General features: G+C 34.1%; 24 protein-coding genes, 1 other RNA gene and 1 other annotated feature. Of the genes, 4 read left to right on the forward strand and 21 right to left on the reverse strand.

Translation table 11 applies throughout. The annotated features are described in order from the left end of the window. Positions 1-92: 92 nt before the first annotated feature. The 9 genes from aspS to ACYSNW_RS16730 all read right to left on the reverse strand — a co-directional run bounded on the left by aspS (position 93) and on the right by ACYSNW_RS16730 (position 10,400). A complete protein-coding gene (gene aspS, locus ACYSNW_RS16690) occupies positions 93-1,862 on the reverse strand; it encodes an aspartate--tRNA ligase (protein ID WP_461746429.1) in 1,770 nt (589 codons plus the stop codon). A 28-nt stretch (positions 1,863-1,890) separates the two neighbouring features. Continuing rightward, on the reverse strand, positions 1,891-3,189 hold the full coding sequence (hisS, locus tag ACYSNW_RS16695) for a histidine--tRNA ligase (protein ID WP_461746431.1): 1,299 nt from the start codon (positions 3,187-3,189) through the stop codon (positions 1,891-1,893). A 218-nt stretch (positions 3,190-3,407) separates the two neighbouring features. Beyond that, positions 3,408-3,613: a binding site (T-box leader), on the reverse strand. Between the two features lie 150 nt (positions 3,614-3,763). Continuing rightward, a complete protein-coding gene (dtd, locus tag ACYSNW_RS16700; RefSeq protein WP_461746433.1) occupies positions 3,764-4,210 on the reverse strand; it encodes a D-aminoacyl-tRNA deacylase in 447 nt (148 codons plus the stop codon). A 12-nt stretch (positions 4,211-4,222) separates the two neighbouring features. Beyond that, positions 4,223-6,436 (reverse strand): RelA/SpoT family protein, encoded by a 2,214-nt coding sequence (locus ACYSNW_RS16705; protein WP_461746435.1) that lies wholly within the window; start codon positions 6,434-6,436, stop codon positions 4,223-4,225. A 449-nt stretch (positions 6,437-6,885) separates the two neighbouring features. Further along, entirely contained in the window at positions 6,886-7,551 is a 666-nt protein-coding gene (locus tag ACYSNW_RS16710; RefSeq protein WP_461746437.1) for a deoxyribose-phosphate aldolase, read from the reverse strand. A 12-nt stretch (positions 7,552-7,563) separates the two neighbouring features. Continuing rightward, positions 7,564-8,313 (reverse strand): 16S rRNA (uracil(1498)-N(3))-methyltransferase, encoded by a 750-nt coding sequence (locus ACYSNW_RS16715; RefSeq protein WP_461746439.1) that lies wholly within the window; start codon positions 8,311-8,313, stop codon positions 7,564-7,566. A gap of 1 nt (position 8,314) precedes the next feature. Further along, positions 8,315-9,262: a 50S ribosomal protein L11 methyltransferase gene (gene prmA / locus ACYSNW_RS16720; protein WP_461746441.1), complete on the reverse strand. Its 948-nt coding sequence runs from the start codon at positions 9,260-9,262 to the stop codon at positions 8,315-8,317. A 14-nt stretch (positions 9,263-9,276) separates the two neighbouring features. Continuing rightward, positions 9,277-9,762: a DUF3013 family protein gene (locus ACYSNW_RS16725; protein WP_461746443.1), complete on the reverse strand. Its 486-nt coding sequence runs from the start codon at positions 9,760-9,762 to the stop codon at positions 9,277-9,279. Further along, complete coding sequence (locus ACYSNW_RS16730) at positions 9,759-10,400, reverse strand: DNA-3-methyladenine glycosylase (protein WP_461746445.1); 642 nt, start codon at positions 10,398-10,400, stop codon at positions 9,759-9,761. The genes ACYSNW_RS16725 and ACYSNW_RS16730 overlap by 4 nt, the downstream gene beginning before the upstream one ends. Before the next feature lie 274 nt (positions 10,401-10,674). Between ACYSNW_RS16730 and ACYSNW_RS16735 the strand changes: the two genes are divergently transcribed. From ACYSNW_RS16735 to ACYSNW_RS16750, 4 genes are all read left to right on the forward strand, one after another. Beyond that, the gene (locus ACYSNW_RS16735) at positions 10,675-11,961 is read left to right on the forward strand and encodes a replication-associated recombination protein A (RefSeq protein WP_461746447.1); all 1,287 of its coding nucleotides are present in this window, start codon (positions 10,675-10,677) and stop codon (positions 11,959-11,961) included. Positions 11,962-12,019: 58 nt separating this feature from the next. Next, positions 12,020-12,214, forward strand: a non-coding RNA gene (gene ssrS / locus ACYSNW_RS16740) — 6S RNA. A gap of 63 nt (positions 12,215-12,277) precedes the next feature. After that, positions 12,278-12,556: a hypothetical protein gene (locus tag ACYSNW_RS16745; protein WP_461746448.1), complete on the forward strand. Its 279-nt coding sequence runs from the start codon at positions 12,278-12,280 to the stop codon at positions 12,554-12,556. A 104-nt stretch (positions 12,557-12,660) separates the two neighbouring features. Beyond that, positions 12,661-13,131 carry a universal stress protein gene (locus tag ACYSNW_RS16750; RefSeq protein ID WP_461746450.1) on the forward strand — a complete coding sequence of 157 codons (471 nt, stop codon included), beginning with the start codon at positions 12,661-12,663 and terminating at the stop codon, positions 13,129-13,131. Positions 13,132-13,148: 17 nt separating this feature from the next. On the opposite strand, the gene ACYSNW_RS16755 is transcribed toward ACYSNW_RS16750, so the two are convergent. From ACYSNW_RS16755 to ACYSNW_RS16810, 12 genes are all read right to left on the reverse strand, one after another. Then, the gene (locus ACYSNW_RS16755; protein ID WP_461746451.1) at positions 13,149-13,439 is read right to left on the reverse strand and encodes a hypothetical protein; all 291 of its coding nucleotides are present in this window, start codon (positions 13,437-13,439) and stop codon (positions 13,149-13,151) included. Positions 13,440-13,513: 74 nt separating this feature from the next. Next, positions 13,514-14,092 (reverse strand): aggregation-promoting factor, encoded by a 579-nt coding sequence (gene apf / locus ACYSNW_RS16760; RefSeq protein WP_461746453.1) that lies wholly within the window; start codon positions 14,090-14,092, stop codon positions 13,514-13,516. 697 nt (positions 14,093-14,789) lie between these two features. After that, positions 14,790-15,977, reverse strand: a complete 1,188-nt coding sequence (locus tag ACYSNW_RS16765; RefSeq protein ID WP_461746455.1) for an acetate kinase — start codon at positions 15,975-15,977, stop codon at positions 14,790-14,792. A 26-nt stretch (positions 15,978-16,003) separates the two neighbouring features. Beyond that, the gene (locus ACYSNW_RS16770) at positions 16,004-17,011 is read right to left on the reverse strand and encodes a class I SAM-dependent methyltransferase (protein WP_461746457.1); all 1,008 of its coding nucleotides are present in this window, start codon (positions 17,009-17,011) and stop codon (positions 16,004-16,006) included. Positions 17,012-17,221: 210 nt separating this feature from the next. Continuing rightward, positions 17,222-17,503, reverse strand: a complete 282-nt coding sequence (gene comGG, locus ACYSNW_RS16775) for a competence type IV pilus minor pilin ComGG (protein WP_461746459.1) — start codon at positions 17,501-17,503, stop codon at positions 17,222-17,224. Next, positions 17,472-17,993, reverse strand: a complete 522-nt coding sequence (gene comGF / locus ACYSNW_RS16780) for a competence type IV pilus minor pilin ComGF (RefSeq protein WP_461746470.1) — start codon at positions 17,991-17,993, stop codon at positions 17,472-17,474. The genes comGG and comGF overlap by 32 nt, the downstream gene beginning before the upstream one ends. Next, the gene (gene comGE / locus ACYSNW_RS16785; RefSeq protein WP_461746460.1) at positions 17,953-18,288 is read right to left on the reverse strand and encodes a competence type IV pilus minor pilin ComGE; all 336 of its coding nucleotides are present in this window, start codon (positions 18,286-18,288) and stop codon (positions 17,953-17,955) included. Before comGE ends, comGF begins: the two co-directional genes overlap by 41 nt. After that, the gene (gene comGD, locus ACYSNW_RS16790) at positions 18,263-18,724 is read right to left on the reverse strand and encodes a competence type IV pilus minor pilin ComGD (protein ID WP_461746462.1); all 462 of its coding nucleotides are present in this window, start codon (positions 18,722-18,724) and stop codon (positions 18,263-18,265) included. Before comGD ends, comGE begins: the two co-directional genes overlap by 26 nt. Further along, positions 18,708-18,986, reverse strand: a complete 279-nt coding sequence (gene comGC / locus ACYSNW_RS16795) for a competence type IV pilus major pilin ComGC (protein ID WP_461746464.1) — start codon at positions 18,984-18,986, stop codon at positions 18,708-18,710. The genes comGD and comGC overlap by 17 nt, the downstream gene beginning before the upstream one ends. Continuing rightward, positions 18,983-20,029 (reverse strand): competence type IV pilus assembly protein ComGB, encoded by a 1,047-nt coding sequence (comGB, locus tag ACYSNW_RS16800; RefSeq protein WP_461746465.1) that lies wholly within the window; start codon positions 20,027-20,029, stop codon positions 18,983-18,985. Before comGB ends, comGC begins: the two co-directional genes overlap by 4 nt. Next, positions 19,983-20,942 (reverse strand): competence type IV pilus ATPase ComGA, encoded by a 960-nt coding sequence (comGA, locus tag ACYSNW_RS16805; RefSeq protein WP_461746467.1) that lies wholly within the window; start codon positions 20,940-20,942, stop codon positions 19,983-19,985. Before comGA ends, comGB begins: the two co-directional genes overlap by 47 nt. Before the next feature lie 734 nt (positions 20,943-21,676). Next, entirely contained in the window at positions 21,677-22,999 is a 1,323-nt protein-coding gene (locus ACYSNW_RS16810; RefSeq protein WP_461746469.1) for an APC family permease, read from the reverse strand. Positions 23,000-23,264: the final 265 nt, after the last annotated feature.

Genomic DNA, 23,264 nt, shown 5'->3' on the forward strand with positions numbered 1-23,264 from the left:
TTAAAAAAAATCGTACAATGCATTTTCATCTACACTGTACGATTTTTTAAGTTTAATCAAAAGACTAATACTGACTTCTATTTATGCTAAATTTATTCATCAATTGCTGTTACTTCAATATTAAGTTCAAATAATTGAAGTGGAGCCACTGTACTTGGTGCGCTATTCATTGGATCCGTCGCTTTTCCGTTTTTAGGGAATGCGATTACTTCACGAATATTTTCTTCATCTGCAAGTAACATTACCAAACGATCTAAACCTAATGCAATTCCGCCATGTGGTGGGAAGCCATAAGATAAGGCATCAAGTAAGAACCCAAACTGCTCTTGCGCTGATTCTTTGGTAAATCCTAATGTTTCGAACATTTTTTCTTGCAATTCGCGTGTATGGATACGAGATGAACCACCGCCTAGTTCATAACCATTTAATACAATATCATATGCTTCTGCATAAACTTTTGCTGGATCAGTCGTCAATAGTTCAATATCTTCTGCTTTTGGTAAGGTAAATGGATGGTGAGCTGAAACATAGCGACGAGCCTCTTCATCATATTCAAATAGTGGCCAATCAATGACCCATAAAAAGTTGAATTTTGATTCATCAATCAAGCCTAACTCTTTCCCTAAACGTGAACGAACAGCACCTAACGTTGCCGCTACAACAGAAGGTTTATCTGCAGCAAACATTAAAATATCGCCAACTTCTGCATTGGTTGCTTTGATTAATTCATCTGTAATATCAACTAAAAATTTAGCAATTGGTCCTTTTAAGCCATCTTCTTCAACTTTTAACCAGGCTAATCCTTTCGCTCCAAACTGACTAACATAAGTAGCTAAATTATCCATATCTTTTCTAGAATATTTATCAGCGGCACCTTTAGCATTGATTGCTTTTACTTGTCCGCCGTTTTCTAATGCCATTTGGAAAACTTTAAAGTCAACATTTTTTACAACATCAGCAATATCAATTAATTCCATGTCAAAACGAGTATCTGGTTTGTCACTTCCATAACGAGCCATCGCTTCATCATAGCTAATTCGTGGGAATGGCAATGTTACTTCGATTCCTTTTGTTTCACGCATCACTTTCGCTAACATTTCTTCAGTCATTGTTTGAATTTCTTCAGGTTCTAAGAAAGTTGTTTCAATATCGACTTGCGTAAATTCTGGTTGGCGGTCTCCACGTAAATCTTCATCACGGAAACAACGCGCAATTTGATAATAACGATCAAAACCTGCACCCATCAATAATTGTTTAAAAATTTGTGGTGATTGCGGTAACGCATAAAAGTGACCTGCATGAACACGGGAAGGAACTAAATAATCACGTGCTCCTTCTGGTGTTGATTTACCTAAATAAGGAGTTTCGATATCAATAAAATCTGTATCATCTAAATAATGACGAATTGCTTTTGTTACTTCATGACGTAATTTGATATTTTCTGTCATTTGCGGACGACGTAAATCTAAATAACGATACTTCATACGAACTTCGTCCCCAACATTATTTTCATCTTCGATTAAAAATGGTGGTGTTTTTGCCACATTCAAAATAGTGATATCCGTTGCCATCACTTCGAATTCACCTGTTTTCATTTTAGGGTTGATGGCTTCTTTATCACGGTAAACCAATTCACCTTTGATCTCAATCACATATTCGCTACGACATTTATCCGCAATTTCCCATGCTTCTTTTGATTGCTCTGGATTAAAAACAACTTGAGCGATTCCTTCACGATCACGTAAATCGATAAAAATTACGCCACCTAAGTCACGGCGTTTTTGAACCCATCCTTTTAAAATAATTTCTTTTCCTACTAAATCTGCAGATACTTCTCCGCAATAAACGGTACGTTTTGCCATTTTATTTTCTCCTCTTCATTTTTACTATTTAATCAAATAATACGGTCGTCATTTCATCATATACTTCGTCAAAACGCTCGTAAATATCTTGTAAACTAAATTCTTTTTCATTGCGGCTTGCCATTGCTTTGACATTTATTACGCCTTCTACCAATTCATTTTCACCAATCGTCAATGCTAATTTTGCATTAAGTTTACCCGCTGCTTTAAATTGAGCTTTCGGTTTACGATCTAAAAAGTCACGATCCGCTGAAAAACCAAAACCGCGAACGGCTTGAACAATTTTTAAAACAGCTACATTTGTTTCATTGCCGATACCGACAACATAGACATCTAAATCATTATAAGCAGGAACCACAACTTCTTCTGCTTCCATTGTAAGCAAGACTCGTTCAACACCTAACGCAAAACCAAAACCTGGTGTAGCTGGCCCACCTAATTCTTCTACTAATCCATCATAACGACCACCTGCACAAATCGTTGCTTGTGCGCCCATTGCTGGTGCTTCACTGATAATCTCAAAAATCGTATTTGTATAGTAATCAAGTCCACGAACCATATTGCTATCCACAACGTAAGGAATGGCTAATTCTTCCAGCATGATTTTGACCGTTTCAAAATGCTCTTTCGACTCTTGACTAAGGTAATCCAAAATTGAAGGTGCCTCTGCTACAATCACTTTGTCTTTTCGATCTTTGCTGTCTAAAACTCGCAATGGATTTTCGTATAAACGACGTTTAGAATCTTCACTTAATTCAGTTTTTTTAGGCTCTAAATAATCAATCAACGCTTGACGATAAGTTGCTCTAGTGGCTTTATCTCCTAAAGAATTAATCACTAATTTGAACTGATTAATTCCCAATTGTTTGAAAAAGTCAATGGCCATCGCCATGCTTTCGACATCTACCGCTGGATTTTCGCTACCAAATGCTTCCACTCCGATTTGGTGGAATTGTCGCATACGTCCTGCTTGAGGTCGTTCATAGCGAAACATTGGGCCCATATAATAAGTTTTATATGGTTTTGCAAATTCTGGACCAAACAATTTATTTTCGACAAATGAACGAACGATTGGAGCAGTGCCTTCTGGTCGTAAGGTTACGTGTCGATCGCCTTTATCATAAAAATCATACATTTCTTTTGAAACGATATCGGTAGTATCTCCCACACTTCTTGAAATTACTTCGTAATGTTCGAAAATCGGTGTGCGTATTTCGCGATATTGATAATCATGAAAAATCAGTCGGGCTGTTTCTTCTATAAATTGCCACTTTTCTGAAGTTCCAGGTAATAAGTCATTCGTTCCTTTGGGTTTTTGATAACTCATTTTTTCATCTCCTATTTCTAAGTTTTGAAAATGATTAGAAATCTAAAGGTTTTGCTTTGAAATCCAAGTAACTACGATCAACCATAGGAGCATCCTTATTAATTAATGGAATCTACTTCGGTAAATCTACTTTTCTTTTCCCAAATAAATCTCATAAATAAACCATTTTCTTAATCAACTTTTTACAATTACATACAAAAAACTCGCCCTAGTCAAAGACAAAGGGCGAGTGAATAGACACACGCGGTACCACCTAAATTTGAAAGATTACTCTTTCCTAAAACGATTAACGCTCGTAACGGAGTGACTTTGCTTTCACTCATCTCCAGAATGTCTTTCAAACTTATTGACGAAGCTATTTTCAGCCTAGATAGCTTTCTCTCAACAATCAATTAAGCTCTACTCGTTCCTTCATTGATTTTAAATGATTAATTATAAATTACTAAAAACTGTATTGAAAGTCAAGTAAATTTAAATTTATTGTCGAACAATTCCTTTATTTACTGCAAAAGCTCCAAAAAAAGTTCATTTTTCAAAACTAATCTAAGGTCTGAATGTTTAGAATTTCAGTCACTTACTTTTCTTGCGTATCGATAATAATCGTAACCGGTCCATCATTAACTAAAGAAACCTGCATATCTGCTCCAAATTCGCCAGTTGCAACTGAGATTCCCTCTTTACGCAATTCTTCATTGAAACGATCGTACAAAGGGATACTTTTTTCAGGTTTAGCAGCTTTGATAAAACTTGGCCGATTTCCTTTTTTAGTATCTGCGTACAACGTAAATTGAGAAATACTTAAAATACTGCCAGAAACGTCTTGAATACTTTGATTCATTTTTCCTTCTTCATCTTCAAAGACTCTCAATTTACTGATTTTTCGAACTAAGTAAGAGACATCTTCAGCTGAATCTAATTCATGAACGCCAACTAAAATCATAAAGCCGTGATTGATTTTCCCTACACACGTTCCTTCAATTGAAACAGCTGCGTTCGCCACTCGTTGAATGACTACTTTCATTGTGTTTCACTCCTATCCCTTTGTTCGACGCACATTATACACATCTGGTACGCTTCTGATTTTATCTACAATTGTTTTTAAATGATCCAAATTTTGTATTTTAAGCGTTACATGAATCATCGCCATTTTATTTTTTGTTGGTTTGGCTTCCACACTTACTAAATTTTTCGTCATTGAGCTAATAACTTGAAGAATATCATTTAGCAAACCACTGCGATTGTAGCCGTATATTTCTAAATCGGCATCGTATTCCTTCGTAGAACTAATTGTATTTTCCCATTCTACTTCAATTAATCGTTGTTGCAACTCTTCTTGATGCTGAACGTTAGCACAATCTGCACGATGAATGGACACGCCTCGACCTTTCGTAATATAACCAACAATTTCATCTCCTGGAACTGGATTACAACAACGGCTGATTCGTACAAGTAAATTTTCAACCCCTTGAATCACAATTCCGCCCTCATGACGAACTTTTAGTTTCTCCGTTTCTTTTTTCACGGGTTGTGTCATTAGTTCTTCGGCTTCTTGTTTTAATCGTTCTTTCTCTTGCTCTTTTCGTTCTTTCTCCGTTAAACGATTTGACACGACTTGAGCGCTGATTTCACCATAACCAATCGCTGCATACAAATCATCTTCTGTATTGTAATTAAAACGATCTAGGGCTTCCGTCATTTTTACTTTACTCGTAAACTCTTTAGCGGAAAAACCATGTTCAGCTAAATACTTATGCAGAGCATCTCGTCCTTTAATAATGTTAACTTCACGATCTTGAACTTTGAAAAAACGTTTGATTTTATTTCTAGCTTTACTGGTAGAAACCATTTTCAGCCAATCTCGACTAGGTCCAAATGAATTAGGAGAAGTCAACACTTCAATAATATCGCCATTTTTCAGTTTATAGTCTAATTGAACCATTTTCCCATTAACTTTTGCACCCGTTGTTTTATTTCCAATATCTGTATGGACACTATAAGCAAAATCTAATGGACCCGAACCACTTGGTAATTCAGTCACATCGCCATTTGGTGTAAATACATAAACTTTATCACTGAAGATATCGCCTTTAACACTTTCCATAAATTCAGAAGCATCATAACTTTCATCTTGCAACTCAAGAATTTCACTGAACCAACTTAATTGCTTCGTTTCACTCGATTCTTCGACTTTCTCGGTTTTTCCTTCTTTATAAGCCCAATGAGCTGCTACCCCAAATTCAGCGATTTGATGCATTTCGTGCGTTCGTATTTGAACTTCAACGGGGTTTCCTTTAGGACCAATAACAGTCGTATGAATTGATTGATACATATTTGCTTTTGGCATCGCGATATAGTCTTTAAAACGACCTGGCATCGGCGTCCATTTCGTATGAATTGCTCCTAAAACAGCATAACAATCCTTAATTGAATCTACAATAACCCGAATAGCTAATAAATCATAGATTTCATTAAACTGTTTTTTTTGATCCTTCATTTTACGATAAATCGAATAAATATGTTTTGGTCGTCCATAAATTTCAGCATAAATATCTAAATCTTCTGTAGCTAAACGAATATCTTCCACTGCTTCAGAAACGTAATCTTCTCGCTCTTCCCGTTTGCTTTGCATTAAATTAACAATACGATAATATTGGTTCGGATTGATATAGCGTAAAGCTGTATCCTCCAATTCCCATTTTATCCGGCTAATCCCCAAACGATGAGCTAAGGGTGCATAGATTTCTAACGTTTCCTGAGCGATTCTTCTTTGTTTATCGTCACGTAAATGCTTAAGTGTCCTCATATTGTGTAGGCGGTCAGCTAACTTGACCATGATAACTCTTAAATCTTGTGCCATTGCTAAAAGCATTTTTCGATGATTTTCAGCTAATTGTTCTTCGTGAGATTTATATTTAATCTTACCTAATTTTGTCACACCATCTACAAGCATGGCAACATCTTTCCCAAATTCATTTTTTAAATCTTCTAATGTCACTTCGGTATCTTCAACGACATCATGTAAAAAACCAGTAGCAACAGTATGTGGATCCATATGTAATTCGGCTAAAATCCCTGCCACTTGGATTGGATGCATAAAATAAGGTTCACCAGATTGTCTAACCTGTCCTTCATGAGCCTTTTCGGCATAAACTAATGCTTTTTGAACAAAAGCTACATGCTCAGGAGCCATGTAATTGGCAACAATTTTTATAACACCTTCACCTGTCATAATCTCTTCTTTTGGCATACTTGTCACTCCTTTTTACTTAAATATTTAAGACAAAAGTGTTTTTTTCTGTCAATCAAATAAATGCGCGAACGCCTCATATATTTGCGTTTTTGATATTCTAATCAAAATAAAAGTTCCTTTTGCCTGAACCACTAGTGTGTTATTTTTCTATAGGAAACTGACTACTTTTAGAGTAGGTTAGGCTACACTCCAAATAATTGTAAATCAAGCAGCCAGCTGTTTGATTGAGTTCAATGTTGAACTAGATTTATATCATCAATTTCCACTTTAATCTCAAACTCATCTCAGTCTTATAAAATTCCATGCTACCAAAGGCATAAGTAATTATGATTTTCTTTGCACCTCATATAAATACGGTTGAGAAGTTTAGCCTTCGCTAGTTTAATTTGCAGAAAGGAATCATGACTTCTTTCATCTTACTAATTATACTTAATTTTTGCGCTTTTTCAATCAGTTGGTTCTTTATTACTATTTTTCATAATCAATGGTAAAACCTCTCGATAATTGCTTAATGAAACTGATGAAGCACCAGCTTGAAATAGCATTTCTATTTCAAGTAAGGTTGGATTTTCCACACTGACTTGAATGGATAATGGCTGATTCTTTGCTGCTTTGAAATTAATTAAATCATACATTGCTTGTTCGACAGTCAATCGTTGTCCTAAAAATACGGTTTTTACTTCTAATTCTACAAATCGATTTGAAATTGTTCTTTTTAATTCTTCTGATAAATAACTACTGTCAATTGATAAACCTAACTTGTGTTGCCCAAAAGATAGCTGTTCAAAAATTTGATAATTTTCTTTACTAATCTGCAGTAGTTGCTCTGTAATCAAACTAAAATATACTTCTCTTGCACCCTCACGATACACTTGTGTCGTTTCGAATGCTTTTTTAGCAAAAGTTCCTGCCCCTAAAGGGAAATCAACAACACTACCAACTTCAATTTTCGTATCAGATAACAAATGCTTCGCCCGAGCTACTTGATACGGCAAAACAAAGATTGTTCGAATTGGAAAAGTTTTCAAAAACCGAACCTCTTCTTCCCACTCTGTTTCTGTAGCATAAGCTTCCAACAAAGCAACCGAAATTCTTTTCAGTTCTAACTCCATATTCAACCCCCGTTAAATTAACTCCTTTTGATAACTAATAGCACTTAATGCATACATCGGTGCGGTCTCTGCTCGCATAATCCGCGGACCTAAACCACACATCTTTCCGCCCAATCGTTGAAAAGAAAGAATCTCTTCATTTGTAAACCCACCTTCTGGTCCAAAAATCAATAACAGACGGTCACCATCATTTAAATTTGATATAATCGTTGCAAATTGACTCCGCTCCCCTTTTTTAGCGGACTCTTCATAGGCAATAGCTACTGCATCATAAGAATCAAATAACTCCAACAACTCTTGTTCCTTATCCAACAAAGTAACTTCTGGCGAATATTGACGATGGGATTGTTCAGCGGCTTCAAGTGCAATTTTACTTAAGCGTTCATTCTTTTTTTGTCTTTTTTTATGATCCCACTTCACGACAGAATTTTTTGCTGTAAAACCAATGAAAGCATGAGCGCCAAGTTCTGTTCCTTTTTGAATAATCCAATCTAATTTGTCTCCTTTAGGATAACCGCAAGCAATCGTCACTTGAATAGGTAGTTCCTTTTCTCCTAGTTCCTTCGCTACTTCTTTTAACGAAATCATATCCTCTTCAATCTGGATAATTTCAGCAATAATAACGGTCTGATCACTAAAAGCTAGATACACTTGCTGCCCAATATCCATTCGCATAACTCTAACCATGTGATGATAAGTTTCACCAGACAAATTGTATCGCTCTTTTGCTTCATATGGAGTTTCCAAAAAATATCGTTGCATGTTATTCTTCCTCAGTTTTCTTCAAGATAATCGCATACCAATCCCCTTGAGAAAAAATTTGATCGACTAAAAATCCGGCATTTTTCATTTCTTGTAAGATCATCGTCTTCTTATCTTCAATAATTCCTGAGACAATAAAGGTTCCCGTCGGTTTTAATAAGCGGTAAGCATCCTTAATCATTAATTTTATGATGTCAGCCAAAATATTAGCCACAATCACATCTGCTTCAATCGTAATATTAGTTAATAGATCATTCGCTGACACTTCCACTGCTTCAGCAACTGGATTCAATGCCATATTCTCTTTTGCAGCAGTCACTGCGACATCATCTAAATCATAAGCATAAACTTTTTCGGCACCAAGGTATCTACTAGCTATACTTAATACTCCCGAGCCAGTCCCAACATCTAAGACAGTTTCTCCGCCACGAAGAACGGTTTCGAGTGCTTGTAATGTCAATCGAGTTGTAGGATGTGTTCCTGTCCCAAACGCCATACCAGGATCCAAGGTAATAATTTTTTCTTGATTACTTTTTGGTGAGTAACGTTCCCAACTCGGAACAATCGTTAAAAAGCGAGTGACACGTACAGGGTGATAATATTTTTTCCACGCTGTCGCCCAATCACTTTCAGCTACTTCACTAATTATTTGCTCATTTTTACCGATACTTAACCCAAATTCTGGCAGGCGTAAGATACGCTCTTGAATTGCTGGCAATATCTCAGGTAAAAAAGTAGTTTCCGGAAAATAGGCCATGACTAGCGCACCTTCTCTAATATGCTCAAAGTTCTCTTTATCTAAAAGTTCACCAAAGGTATCGCTTTTAAAATTTTCCAAGTCTAATGCGTCTTCAATCGCAACCCCACTTGCACCAGCTTCCATCATAATATTAGAGATAGCTTCTACAGCTTCACTTGCTGTTTCTATTTTTACTTCTGTCCATTTCATTTAATCACCTACTATTAATAACTAGGATACGCAATATAGGTATCCGTCGTTTTATTTTCATACTGCCGAACCGCTTGTTCGAAAAGTTCTTGCGACCAGTTTAATTCAAAAAGTTCTGCTGCTTCATTTGATAAAAAATCAAGCAAATCACTTTGTCCATCTGCTAATACATCTTTTAAATAAACAACAAAACCATCTAAAACCGATTTTTTGATGCCCTTTTTTCCTTCATAAGGAATCAACGCTAAGTAATCCTCTGAATCCGGTTGACTTTTAGCTGGATTATAAAATAAGATTCCATCTTCAAACTCTATATATTCTTCCTCTGAAAGTGTTCCTTCAATATCACCAATTTGTTCATTTTCCTTATTTTCAGCAAATAGTCGAATAATCACTTCAATCGAATGATTTTTTTTATCCCAATCAATCGCTAAATCATACTCATCGATATTTTTATTAATTTGGTCATCTAAATACGTTAACATTGTTTCTTTTTTCATCTATAGCCATCTTCCTTCCAACCAAAAGAATTTTGGTCAATTTCACTTTTTTTCTGTTTAGATATATACGGATTTCCAGCAACTACATAACGTAACGGCAGTTCTGTCCACACTCCTTTATTAGGGATACCAATTCTAGGTTTGGCAAGAATTTTTTTAGGATATTTTCTTTTTTCTGGAACTAAATGTAGGCTACTAGTAAAAATTGATGACCCATATAGCTTTTTATCGATATCAAATGCTGCAACTAATTTCCCTGGACCATTAGTCAACTCTATCCCTTTGCGATTACCGCGATTTTTTTCCATTTGTTCGATTCCTACGACTGGTTCAATGCCACGAATCATGACCCCTTGAGGTTTCCCTTTTTCTTGGGTCACAATGTTTAAAATCAAATGGGTATGCATCGTATATAAATAGATTGTTCCAGGTTGTTCATACATCGCTTGTAAGCGCGGTGTTTTTCGTAAACCAAAGCTATGGGCCGCTTCATCTTCTGGTCCTAAGTAAGCTTCATTATCAACAATATAGCCTGCCATAGTACCAACAGATGTTTCATATTCCAAATACATTCCTAATAGAAATTTTGCAATCTCCTCTGTCGTGTGTTTGTTAAAAAAAGTAATCACTTCATCCATTTTTTTCACCACCCTTAATAATACACGAATCTAGTTACTTTATCCATCGAAAGAACAACATCTAGGCCGTGAAATAGAAATTGTTAGTAAAAAAAGGATGCCAAAAAACATACGTTTCATTCGCGCCATGGCTTGCCTACTTATAAACTCATTCACTTCGGTTCCAACTATTATCGCAATACCTTCAAAATGTCCTGATTTACTTAAAAGTAATCCAATACAAACAAACGTTCTTTGTGTTATACTTAATAAGTAATATAAAGGAGGTCACACTATGCAACAACCTTTAGCTTATCGAATGCGACCTAGAAATTTAGATGAAGTTGTTGGTCAACAACAACTCGTTGGCAGCGGTAAAATTATTCGCCGGATGGTTGATGCGCGGATGTTGTCTTCAATGATTCTCTACGGTCCTCCTGGAACTGGTAAGACAAGCATTGCAAGTGCAATTGCCGGCTCAACCAATTATGCTTTTCGGGTACTAAATGCCGCAACTGATACAAAAAAAGATTTACAAATCGTTGCGGAAGAAGCAAAAATGAGTGGAACTGTTATTTTACTATTAGATGAAGTTCATCGCTTGGATAAAACAAAACAAGATTTCCTTCTGCCTCATTTAGAAAATGGTCGAATTATCTTGATTGGCGCAACAACAGAAAATCCATATATCACGATAAACCCTGCCATTCGTAGCAGAACACAAATATTTGAAGTAAAATCTTTAAACGAAAAGGATATTGAAAAAGCAATCACTGAAGCATTGACTGATAAGGAACGAGGATTAGGAAATTATCCTGTAAAATTAGATGCTCGTGCGCTATTGCATCTTAGTCGTGCAACAAATGGTGATTTAAGAAGCGCATTAAATAGCTTGGAATTAGCCGTAAAATCAACGCCAGAAAATAAAGATAAAGAGATTATTATCACGATCTCTATTATGGAAGAGTGTCTTCAAAGAAAAGCTCTTACTCACGATAAGGATGGTGATGCCCATTACGATGTGATATCCGCATTTCAAAAATCGATTCGCGGAAGTGATGTAGATGCCGCTCTTCATTACCTCGCTAGACTAGTCGAAGCTGGTGATTTACCTATTATTTGTCGTCGTTTAATGGTTATCGCTTATGAAGATATTGGATTAGGAAATCCTCCCGCAGCCGCTCGTGCTGTCACAGCCGTTCAAGCTGCCGAAAAACTTGGCTTTCCAGAAGCTCGTATTCCACTAGCTAGTGCTGTTATCGACTTGTGCTTATCGCCAAAATCAAATTCAGGTATTATTGCAATTGATAATGCACTTGCTGACATTCGTGCAGGAAAAGCTGGCGAAGTACCAAATCATTTAAAAGATACTCATTATTCAGGCGCAAAAGAATTAGATCGTGGAATTGGCTATCAATACCCCCATAGCTTTGAAAATGCGTGGGTAAATCAACAATATCTACCTGATCGACTTAAAAATGCAAACTACTACACACCTATCGATACTGGTAAATATGAACAAGCCTTGCATCAACAATATAACAGAATTCAACAATGGAAAAATGAAAAATCCAAAAAATAGTAGTTGTTTTAAGTCTCCCGCATTGCTGTTTTTTTTACTCTATGGTACTATAAAGATGGTAAATCTGTGATGTACGCGTTGTCTTTTTTGTGTGTTGACCGAACATTTTATTGATATCTAGGGATCCTTTTGGTACCTAAGCTGGTAACAAGCCTTATCATTTGGTAGTTCGAAGCTAACGGTCGAGGAACCCACCTGCGTTAAGTTGCGGGTTCAATACTATAGGACGAAAAACGGCATCGACGGATTTTACCATTTAATCGATTAACTAACAATTTGCTAAACAGCAAATTGTTTTTTATTTTAGGAGAACATTATGCTACGACTAGTTATTTTCTTATCTGCTGGTTTACTTATTTTGCTTAGCTTCTTTTTATTAAAAAAGACAACTATTTTTCTGTCTTTAATGCGTGATGATGAAATTTTGCAAAATAGACAGTTTCTACAAAAATCTGCTTACTTCGATTTGTTCTTAGCTTTGTTGGGAATCTTAGCAGGAATCTTAAATCAATTTTACGTTTCTTTACTCTATATTATTTTATTATTAGTTTCCTCGGCTGTCTTTAGTTTACTTTTCTCTAAAAAGATCCGTTAGTAAATGGATCTTTTTTCATTTCCATTTTCTCAGTAATTGCTTTACAATTAATATATAAAGTTTATTTCAAATTTTCTTATGAATTGAAAGGAGTGTGGTCAACGATGACACAAAATTATCAAAAAATCATGGTAGGAGTAGATGGTTCAGCTGAATCTGAATTAGCCTTTCAAAAAGCTATGAATGTAGCTAAAAGAAACAACGCGGAACTAATGTTGGTTCATGTGATTGATACTCGTGCCTTCCAGTCTGTTTCCTCTTTTGATGGCATGTTAGCAGAACAAGCAACTGAAATGGCCAAACAAACAATGGCTGGTTACAAAGAACAGGCTGAAAAACATGGTTGTAAAAAAATAGTGACTACTATTGAATACGGGTCACCTAAACCAATCATCGCCAAACAGCTACCACAACAATATGATGTTGACTTAATTTTATTAGGTGCTACAGGATTGAATGCAGTAGAACGCTTATTTATCGGCTCTGTTTCAGAATATGTTATTAGAAACGCCTCTTGCGACGTATTAGTTGTACGTACAGATTTGGATAATAAAATTCCTGTCGAAGAAGATTAAATATAAAAACGGCCACTTCAAATATTTTGAAGGGCCGTTTTTAGTATGTTTAATGAGAACGATGGGGTTGGGACGAAAGCGGTTAGCTCTGAGAAGTAAGAAGAAATTTCCGTAGGAGCTGCTTTTGCACCACCGTTTATCAGGTCAGAAAACAATCGCTTAGAATTGAGCAATTGGACGAACCAGCAGTTATTGCGTTCTTTGCAATGAATGATGGTTTGGAAATTGCCGAGATTCTGATTGTTTTGTGCCGTTTGTTCGGTTTTAAAAGATAAAACAAAAGTGTTTTTTACTTTTGTCTCACCCACGTTTGTTCCACTTTATTTTAGGCAGTTAATGATAATTAAAAAGCTCATCAAATTTTACAATGGAGCAGTTTTAATTAATACCAACCGTTAGCTAACCAAAATGATTGAGCTGCTTCCCACGAACCGTAGCGTTGAGCCACATAATTATCTGCCACACGTTCTTGATTTTCTGGTGAATAATCCCCATTCAAATAAGAAGCATCTAATTGGTATCTTCCAATATATCTTCCATTAGTCGCATCATAAGAACCACTTGATTCTTTTTGAGCAATCCATTCTTTTGCTGATGAAGTCGTTGCTGGTTGTGCAGCTACATTTGTTGCCGCTGGTGCTTCAGCAACAACAACTTCTTCTTGTACAGGAACTTCTTCCGCTTTCACTGTTTTTTCAGATGAAGGTTGTCCTTCATTTTCAGTATTGATAATTAACTCCTCACCAACAAAAATCAAATCGATATTTTCAATTTTGTTATCTTGAGCAATTTTTTCGATTAAGCTGTCATCTCCCTTAAATTGGTGAGAGATAGTAGATAGCGTGTCTCCTGATTGAACTATATATGAGTTGCTTTCCGCATGTGCATCCGTTGTTCCCATAAAAATCCCAAATCCTACAGCCAAAGTTGTTCCTAATAAAATCGTTTTAATTGATTTCATGTCGTTCTCCTTTGTAATAAAATATTTTTTGTCGTTTCGTTATCGACTTGACATACTTTATCACCTAAAAACATTTCATAGGTAAAAATTGAGTGACAATTCATTACAAGTATTTTTATTGAATGACAGTTTGTAAAATTTTCAGAAAAAACACTTGTTCCCAAAGGGTTTTCACCGCTAAAATAAATAAAAAAACAAAAAAATAAAACTTTGTCACCCTGATTTCAAATATACATTTACAAACAAATATTACAAAAATAGCGATAAATAGCGAATTGTAACAATATCGTATTGATAAAAAAGGTATTTTATTTTTACATTTTGAAACATATAAAATAAACACATGTAGTTTTTTCCATTAAAATTTGATAAGAAAAGCTATAATATAGGCATTACAAGCCATTTCTCCTCTCTATTTTTGTATAAAAAAAGACAAAAAACAAATTAGTATAACGATAAATAATAATATAACAAAAGTTTCCCATATGAACTCATGTATATTTTTTAACGGAAGTGAAAAGACCTAAGATTTAAACTACAGAATAATCGCATATATAAATATAGTTTAGTAAACCACAATAAGTTTCGCAACGAATAATCAGCAGTTTTTGCTATATTTATTCGTTTAAATAAAAAAAGTGCCCTAGAGAGTTCAGAAACTCTTTAAGGCACTTTTTCTACAATATAATAGAAGAAACTATTTTCTTAGTCTTTCTACATCACGAGCAATCATTAATTCTTCATCAGTTGGAATCAATAAAACTTTTACTTTTGAATCTTCTGTTGAAATGACAGATTCTTTTCCACGAACATTGTTTTTGTCAGCATCTAGTTCACAACCAAACCATGTCATTCCTTTAATAACTTCACTACGAACATGTGCATCATTTTCGCCGATTCCAGCAGTGAAGACAATCGCATCCACACCATTCATCACAGTTACATAACTACCTATATATTTACGAATGCGGTCAGTAAAGACATCATAAGCTACTTGTACAGTTTCTTTATCTAAATTAGCTTCTAAATCACGCATATCACTAGAAATGCCAGTCAAACCTAATAAACCAGATTTTTTATTCAAAATGTTAATCATATCTTTGATGTCTGTCAATTCAAGTTTTTCCATCAAATAAGCTAATAATGAAGGGTCGATATCACCTGAACGAGTTCCCATAGTCACTCCAGCAAGAGGGGTGAAGCCCATAGATGTATCGACAGATTTTCCTCCATCAACCGCAGTGATTGAAGCACCATTCCCTAAATGACAAGTAATGATTTTTAACTCTTCAATTGGACGACCTAACATCTCTGCTGCACGTTCAGCTACATATTTATGGCTTGTTCCATGAGCACCGTATTTACGAGCTGCAAATTTTTCATAGTACTCAGTTGGAATACTATATAGATAGTTGTGTTTAGGCATTGTTGTATGGAAAGCTGTATCAAAAACTGCCACACTAATAATATCTGGTAAGATTTTTTTGAACGCTGTGATTCCCATTGCATTTGCAGGGTTGTGTAATGGAGCTAAATCTGCTAATTTTTCAATTTTTTCTAGTACTTCGTCTGTAATCACAACAGAATCTTTAAAGTCTTCTCCACCGGCAACTACACGATGTCCAACACCTGTAATTTCATCGTAAGAAGATAAAATATTTAATTCAATCAACTTATCTAGTAACATTTTAACGGCAATTTCATGATTATCAATATCAATGATTTCTTCGTATTTTTCATCGTTCCCATATTTGATTGTAAAGATTGAATCATTTAAGCCGATTCGCTCAACAATTCCTTTTGCAACGACTTCTTCCATAGGCATTTCATATAATTGCCATTTTAAACTTGAGCTTCCAGCATTGATTGCAATTGTTTTAGACATAATAATCTCCTCTTACTATATGTGTTTTATTTTAAATTCAAGGACTTCCAAGCCTCAAATTGTTTAAAAAATTGAGTGAGTTTTGCAGTATCTTTAAATGAAGAAAGTTTCGCGAGTAAGACTTCCTCAACTTGTTGGCTCTTTTCTCCTCTATTTTGCACAATTAAGATACTTTTACGTGACTCTTCTGAACGAAATAGTTCATCTGGTAATTGAATGATTCCTTGAACATAAACATTCTGTTGTAGCCATTTCTTGAAAAAACTACTTTGATCCGTTTCAAAAATATTACTCGAAACCAAAAACAAACCATAGCCATCTGGAACAACAAATTTCATTGCTTGTTCCATCAATAGATGATGGGCATAGCTGTGTCCGCTATCTGCCGCTGATACAAAGGCTTTAGCTTTTTCATCGTTTGGATAATAACCAATCGGTAAATCGCTAATAGCAACATCTACAGGATCAATCAACAAATCTTGTAAGCCATCTTGATGAAACAGTTGAATTCCTGATTCAGTCCATTCATTATTTGTAGCTGAAACTGATAAAAGTGTATCATCAATATCAACACCATACCCTTGAACACTATACTTAGCTAAATTCAAGTTCAACACGACCGTCAAAAGTAAGTTTCCCATTCCAGAAGCAATATCCAAAATACGTAATTTTTTTTCTTTATCTGTCAATTGCTCAAGCAAATAAACAAATAAGAAACCAATACTATCTGGTGTTAGCTGATGGTTTGCTTGTAATGGTTCTTCTTTATTCCCTTTGAGTAAAACTAGCTGGGTCAGCTTACGAATTTCTTCAGGTTCTAATTCTATCGCTTGTAGTTGCTGATAAATTCCTTCAAGTTGCTGAACCGTCTGTTGATCTGGAACCTCTTCAAAAACACGAACTTGAAATTGATCAACAATATTTTCACCATTTTCAATGTATCCATCTAAAAAAGACGAATTCATAGATTTTTTCAACAAATCAATGGCTTGCTGCATTAAATCGAAAGCCTTTTCTATTTTTTTGGAGAACAAAAAAACACCTCAGTTTCCATCTAAAATATAACAATTTTCATACCTGTTCTATTTTAACGAAAAACCAGACAATAATCAATCAATTTCACAAGATTATTTGTAAATCAAGTAATCTTAATATTTACTAAAGACAAATAATAGCGTAAAAACAGTATTTTCGATTCTGTACTAACTTTATACGAACAAAAATTTGATACACATTTCACAAACTTATCTCGAAATTTTGATTTCCTCAAAAAAATATTGTTTCTTATTGACCGTTATCTGCATTGAAACAGACTCTCCTTCACAATTATAAAGTAACGTCCCAGCAGAAAAAGTTATTTCACCTTTTTCTGCTGGAATTTTTTCAGTAGTTAAAAACAAATGTACCATCATTTTTGCAATGTAAAAATCTTTTGTTTCGAAATAGAATTGTTGAGTCAGTTTAAAATCTTCTAAAATTGTCAAAAATAAAAAGCTAAACAAGAAAAAGAAAAGCAATGTCGTCATCAAAGCTGAGCCCTGAAATTTTTTTTTCATCTAAATGTTCCTTTCCAATAACCCATTTCCCAAAGTAAGATCGATTATTAGTAAACGTTACTTCAATACTTACATAATTTCCCATATCACAAAAAGTCGCTTGCTTCACATTAATCAATAGTGGTTGAAAGCCTCCATTATCAACTTTCACTATTTTTTCTAACTTATTTTCGATCCATACACTATGCTTGTTTTTATTATTTTTAAAGACGATTTTATTCGTAGTAGTAAATTCATACGTACAATTTTTCAGTTCATTTTCAAGTTGAAGCAAAAAAACCTGCCATTCTTTCTCTTCCGCGTTTTCCATATACTTTGTTGTCACAACAACATTTTTAATCAAAGCAGAAAAAAGTAAACATAAGAAAGATAAAATCATTAGTGACAGCAAGCATTCTATTAAAGTAAATGCTTTAAATTCAATAGCCACCTGCTGTTTTTTCCAACTTGAAGTAGTCATTATTTCCACTAATTTCTGCTCCTATCAATTCTGTTTTATTTGTCAACAATTTCACCGTAAATACCTGATTTCCTTGAATAATCTCTCTTTCTAAACGACCGCCATGTGATTTGTACTCACTTATTTCTTCATATAAAATACGAAACATCGTTTGCTGATTAATTATTTTTTTATTTTTTTGGAACAAATAAGTATTTAACGATAGATAACTCATAATTATCACAGTGACTAAAGCCAGAGCTAATAGACTCTCTAATAATAAATAGCCATTATAATTCAATACTTTTTTTGACAAAACGCCCACTCCCTAACTGAAATTGATATTCAATTCTTTGTTTTCCTGATTGCCAATTAAAAATAAATTTAGACAGATTCCCGTTATTTCCTGTCGCTTTCTTAAAAACTATTTGTTTTGGTCCAGAAACCTTTAATACTTCTGGAATGATTAGCTTAGTTTTGTCAGCTACTTGTTTGGTTGAATAAAAAAATATTTCTTGCTTTTCTTCATCTAAAAACAGACGAGTATCCATACTATTTACAATAGCCATTTGCTGTGTAAATAAGATATTTTTTTCAAAGGATGATAAAAATTGCTGTACCTCTATTCTTTTTTGCCAAGATTGAATTGAAAGGACTGGCAGCAACAAAAATAGTGAGCAACAAAGTAAGACAACTAAGGTCTCAATTAATGTAAACGCACATAAATCAATCGATTTACTTCTTACTTTCATTATATTTATCATATTGTTCCTTTGTAATATAGTTTTCTGCAAGTAATTTATCTACAGTAGCTTTTTGATTTTTTTCCATCTCGTAGAGATCTAATTGAGTTTCAACTACCTTTACAATAGCTTCTTGTCCTTTTTTATCCACACTTTCTTTGTGCTTAGATAAGTTAGGTACAAAAAGTAAAACTAATACTGAAATAATCAACAGAACCACTAACATTTCTAATAAAGTAAAACCCGTGTACTTCTTTCCTATTTTTTTCATAAAAAATTCTCCATCCCTCCATAGATTGGCATCAACATTGCAGCATAAACACTGACTACTAAAATGGCTACAAATAGAAAAATGACTGGTTGAATCCATTGAATCGCTTTTTCGATTTTTAGAAAAAATTGTTGAAAAGAAAGATCACTATAGATAATCAACTCACGTCCTAAATTACCCTTTACTTCACCTTGCTCAATAATCGTCGCTAATTCCAATGAAAAAAAATGAAATTCTTTTAGTTGTTCATGAAACGGTAATCCACTAATGGATTGTTTCTCTATTGTTTTAGCAACTTCCTTCATCAAAGATAATTGATTTGATCTACTCATTAATTGAAGAACAGTTTTTATTTCAAGACCTTGAGAAAATAGCTTGCCCCACTCTAAAGCAAAAAAGGCAGAATAATAATTAGCATAAAATGAACCAATAAGTGGTAATGAGGTTAAAAAATTAGCCTTTTGGATTACTTCTCTTCGATTTAATAATACTTTGACAGCTAATATTAAAGTCAGCCCCAAAATAAAAGCACCAATAAAGTAGTAAGGACTATTTTGAATAAATTGAATGCCAAAATTATTTCTTTGAACCATGTTTGTTGTGATAAGTTGAGGTAACAGAAATTGTCTCATACCGACTAGAACTACTCCCACAAAAATAAGCAGTAAAACAGGATAACTAATGATTTTATAAAAATTTTGCCTTTGTTTCGTTACTAAAGTCATATATTGACAAATTTTTTCTAATGTCTGTGATAAATTACCATGTTTTTGAGCTAGCTCTATTTGAGTAATGACTAACGGATCAAAGGCTAAAAATGCTAGAGCGCGATCAAATGATTCTCCTTGCTTCATTAAATGAGTCAAAAACTGAATAATTTTTTTAGGCATTGTGTGTGACTTTTCCATAAAATTTAGACTTTCTTGAATGGTAAACCCATTTTTCAAAAGATCTGATAATAAATTAATAAAAGAAAATTGCTGTTTTTTAGTTAATTTAATGGTTCGTTTCTTTTTCAAATGTAAGATCATCAATAAATCCATATGCCCACGCCTTTCTTAAAATACTCGACCACTTCGTCTCCTTTTTTCCAGCAAAATCATAATCAAATAATGCAGCACTGGTTTCTTTTTTTACTGTATGACAAACTAATAAGCGCTGATAGACGACCCCCTTTAAGCTATTCAACAACTCTCTTTCTGAGATACCCAAGTCAACTAAACGTTGATAAACGCCGGCTACACTCCTAGCATGAATGGTTGCAAAAACAGTAAGTCCTGTTAAAGATGCTCTTAAAGCTGCTTTAGCAGTCGAAACATCTCTAATTTCTCCAATAATCAAAATATCAGGGTGGTGGCGTAAACAAACTTTAATCAATGCATCATAGGTTAAACCAATTTTTTCATTCGTTTGTAATTGAAGAAAGCTTTCTTCCTCAATTTCAACTGGATCTTCGATTGTCATCACTTGATAATCAACGCCTTCTCTTTTTGCTAATTTATACATAAGAGTCGTCTTTCCAGAACCGACTGGACCACAAAAAAGATATAAACCTTTTTGATTGACCTGTCGCTTGATTATCTCCAGTTGATTAGGAAAAAAATAGTCTTCATTACTCTGACCAAAAGAATGCAAAAAACGAATCACTAAACTTTCTCTGTGCTTGAAATCGCCAACTGTCGATAAGCGGAGACGACAGTTCTTTTTGGCAGTCGAATAAGTGACTGAACCAATCTGCGCTTTACGCTTTTCACTCACATCCATACTTCCAATAAATTTGAAATGAGAGATGAGTTTTTCACCCGCTTCTTGCGATAGTTCTTTAAAAATTTTCTTCTTAGTACTTGTTTTGAAAAAGACTGTAAACCCTCTTTTTTTTGGTAAAATGTATAAATCTTTTGCTTGATGCTTCACTCCCCAATTGATTAATTTTTGAGAAAGGATTCTAATCTTCATTTTTTACACCTCCTAAAATAAAGATACGCATTTACTCAAAAAAAAAACGAAAAAAAAAAGAAATTAGGGAGGTTGAGGCAAAAATAAAGAAACTTTTGTTCTATCTTATACAACCGAATAAATGCAACTCTCTCAAAAATAAGCTAAACAATGATTTTATGACCTTAATAAATAGTAATGGCAGAAGCGATTTCTACAAAAAATAAGCGACAATCCACAAAAACTTTAAAAACACCAGATAGAAATCATTCTATCTCAAATGAAAACCTTTCGTGTTTCTTGTTATTTTCGTGAATTGTCGCTTATTGCTACATGTCCTGAGAACGAAGTGATTCGATAGTGGATGAGACAAATAGTCTCACCTGATTATTTAAGTTAAATACTTTTGACTCAATCTCCTAAAAATTGACTTTTATATTCATTTTTCGCAAAAAATAATACTAGAAGTACTGAATTAACAGCACTTCTAGTATTATCAAGAGTTTTGATGCACTATCTTCCCCAAAATAGTTTATCGTTTGTTAAATTCATTATACAAGAAAAAAACCTTGCATAACTTTCAAAAATTATGAATATCATAAAAATTTTTGAGAAAAACACAGCTCCTAACTGAAAGGGTCAGAAAGGAGCTTACTTCATCTAAAGACAAAGACTTAAATCACTTATTATTATAGCAGACTGGTTGTATTTAATTCTCTCACCATCTTCAACAAATAGAGAAATTTTTGACAATATCAATGACTAATATATTTTTTTTGAATAAAATAGACTGGAATTCCTAAAATTGTAATGATTAATCCAATCAAAGCTAATGTTAATTGTGTAAATAAAGTAGTTATAACAATAAAAAGACCACCTAAAATAGCAATAATTGGAATAAAAGGATATAGAGGAACTTTATAAGGTCTTAATAAATCAGGTTCTCTTTTTCTCAAAATAAACACTGCATAAAAAATCAAAATATTAAACACCCACATAACAAATACTAACATATCTGTTAACAAATCAAAATTTCCTAAAAACATCATGATTGCTGCAATAAAAAATTGAAATAAACCCGCTACATAAGGAACCACAAATCGCTTAGATAATTTTTTAAATTGCGAGCTAAAAGGAATTAAATTTTCTAGTGCTAAAGCATATGGAACGCGAATGCCTGTCATTGTATAGCCATTCAGTGCGCCGTATACCGAAATCAAAATACCCATAGTAACAATTTTACCGCCAACAGAACCAAAAATAATTACTGCTGCTTCTGAAGAACCATTTAAATTTCCTGCTAATTGATCAATTGATAAAACTTTTAAAAAAACAAAATTTATTAGTGCATACACGAGAGTAATAACCGCCAACCCTAAGATAATCGCTTTAGGTAAATCTTTCTCAGGTCTTTTCATTTCACCAGCAACATTTCCAACACCTAACCAACCATCATAAGCAAACATTGTCGCTAATAAAGCCCCACTCAACGCTTGAATCCAACCAGCATCTTTTCCTGGTTGAATCGGGAACAACGATACCGAAACTTGCCCTTTAATCAATAAACCACTTATTAAAATCATGACAATCGGTATCATTTTGATAATTAAAGTCACCGACTGTAGATTAGCTGCCGTTTTTGTTCCTAACAGGTTAATCACTGTAATACTGAATCCTGCAGTCAACGCGATTGGAATCAGTAAATCCGTTGATAAATGAAATAAATTTATTAATTGTGTACTAAATATAATTGAAAGGGCAGCAATATTAGCTGGAAAATATATAATTGACTGTGCCCAACCTAATAAAAATCCTGCTAATTTTCCATAGGTATATTCTATATATTTAATTGCTCCTCCCGTTTCTGGAATAGCAGTTGCTAATTCCGCACTTGTCAAGCCAGCACACAATGTCAATAAACCACCCAGAATCCAAGCGAATATCGTTAAACTAGCTGATTGGGCATAGTTCACTACGCTTGCTGTTTTAAAAAAAACGCCGGCTCCAATGACTGTCCCCATAACAGTCGCAAAAGCGCCAAAAAATGTTATCTCTCTTTTTAACTGATTTTCCCCCATAACAAACCTCTTTTCATTTTTTCAAGTTATTTTATAGTATAACTTTTCTGTTTATAAATACAAGAGAAAATTTATCTTATAACAATATAAAAAAAGAATGGCTCTATAATAATTTGTGTTGGTGGATATTCCTAAAGGAAAACCCATCAACACTTTTTTGAGTGTTCAAACACAAAAAAGGAACAACAAACTGATAAAATGAAATCGACCAAAACCACAAATTATCAGAAAGGTTGTTCCCTATGGATAAGAATACCAGAAAATT

It is taken from the genome of Enterococcus sp. LJL99 (assembly GCF_054871725.1).

Excerpts from the sequence above, each read along its gene's own strand:
- aspS (WP_461746429.1), bottom strand. The coding sequence starts at position 1,862 with ATGGCAAAACGTACCGTTTATTGCGGAGAAGTATCTGCAGATTTAGTA.
- hisS (WP_461746431.1), bottom strand. The coding sequence starts at position 3,189 with ATGAGTTATCAAAAACCCAAAGGAACGAATGACTTATTACCTGGAACT.
- dtd (WP_461746433.1), bottom strand. The coding sequence starts at position 4,210 with ATGAAAGTAGTCATTCAACGAGTGGCGAACGCAGCTGTTTCAATTGAA.
- ACYSNW_RS16705 (WP_461746435.1), bottom strand. The coding sequence starts at position 6,436 with ATGCCAAAAGAAGAGATTATGACAGGTGAAGGTGTTATAAAAATTGTT.
- ACYSNW_RS16710 (WP_461746437.1), bottom strand. The coding sequence starts at position 7,551 with ATGGAGTTAGAACTGAAAAGAATTTCGGTTGCTTTGTTGGAAGCTTAT.
- ACYSNW_RS16715 (WP_461746439.1), bottom strand. The coding sequence starts at position 8,313 with ATGCAACGATATTTTTTGGAAACTCCATATGAAGCAAAAGAGCGATAC.
- prmA (WP_461746441.1), bottom strand. The coding sequence starts at position 9,262 with ATGAAATGGACAGAAGTAAAAATAGAAACAGCAAGTGAAGCTGTAGAA.
- ACYSNW_RS16725 (WP_461746443.1), bottom strand. The coding sequence starts at position 9,762 with ATGAAAAAAGAAACAATGTTAACGTATTTAGATGACCAAATTAATAAA.
- ACYSNW_RS16730 (WP_461746445.1), bottom strand. The coding sequence starts at position 10,400 with ATGGATGAAGTGATTACTTTTTTTAACAAACACACGACAGAGGAGATT.
- ACYSNW_RS16735 (WP_461746447.1), top strand. The coding sequence starts at position 10,675 with ATGCAACAACCTTTAGCTTATCGAATGCGACCTAGAAATTTAGATGAA.
- ACYSNW_RS16745 (WP_461746448.1), top strand. The coding sequence starts at position 12,278 with ATGCTACGACTAGTTATTTTCTTATCTGCTGGTTTACTTATTTTGCTT.
- ACYSNW_RS16750 (WP_461746450.1), top strand. The coding sequence starts at position 12,661 with ATGACACAAAATTATCAAAAAATCATGGTAGGAGTAGATGGTTCAGCT.
- apf (WP_461746453.1), bottom strand. The coding sequence starts at position 14,092 with ATGAAATCAATTAAAACGATTTTATTAGGAACAACTTTGGCTGTAGGA.
- ACYSNW_RS16765 (WP_461746455.1), bottom strand. The coding sequence starts at position 15,977 with ATGTCTAAAACAATTGCAATCAATGCTGGAAGCTCAAGTTTAAAATGG.
- comGG (WP_461746459.1), bottom strand. The coding sequence starts at position 17,503 with ATGACGACATTGCTTTTCTTTTTCTTGTTTAGCTTTTTATTTTTGACA.
- comGF (WP_461746470.1), bottom strand. The coding sequence starts at position 17,993 with ATGACTACTTCAAGTTGGAAAAAACAGCAGGTGGCTATTGAATTTAAA.
- comGD (WP_461746462.1), bottom strand. The coding sequence starts at position 18,724 with ATGAAAGTAAGAAGTAAATCGATTGATTTATGTGCGTTTACATTAATT.
- comGC (WP_461746464.1), bottom strand. The coding sequence starts at position 18,986 with ATGAAAAAAATAGGAAAGAAGTACACGGGTTTTACTTTATTAGAAATG.
- comGB (WP_461746465.1), bottom strand. The coding sequence starts at position 20,029 with ATGGATTTATTGATGATCTTACATTTGAAAAAGAAACGAACCATTAAA.
- comGA (WP_461746467.1), bottom strand. The coding sequence starts at position 20,942 with ATGAAGATTAGAATCCTTTCTCAAAAATTAATCAATTGGGGAGTGAAG.
- ACYSNW_RS16810 (WP_461746469.1), bottom strand. The coding sequence starts at position 22,999 with ATGGGGGAAAATCAGTTAAAAAGAGAGATAACATTTTTTGGCGCTTTT.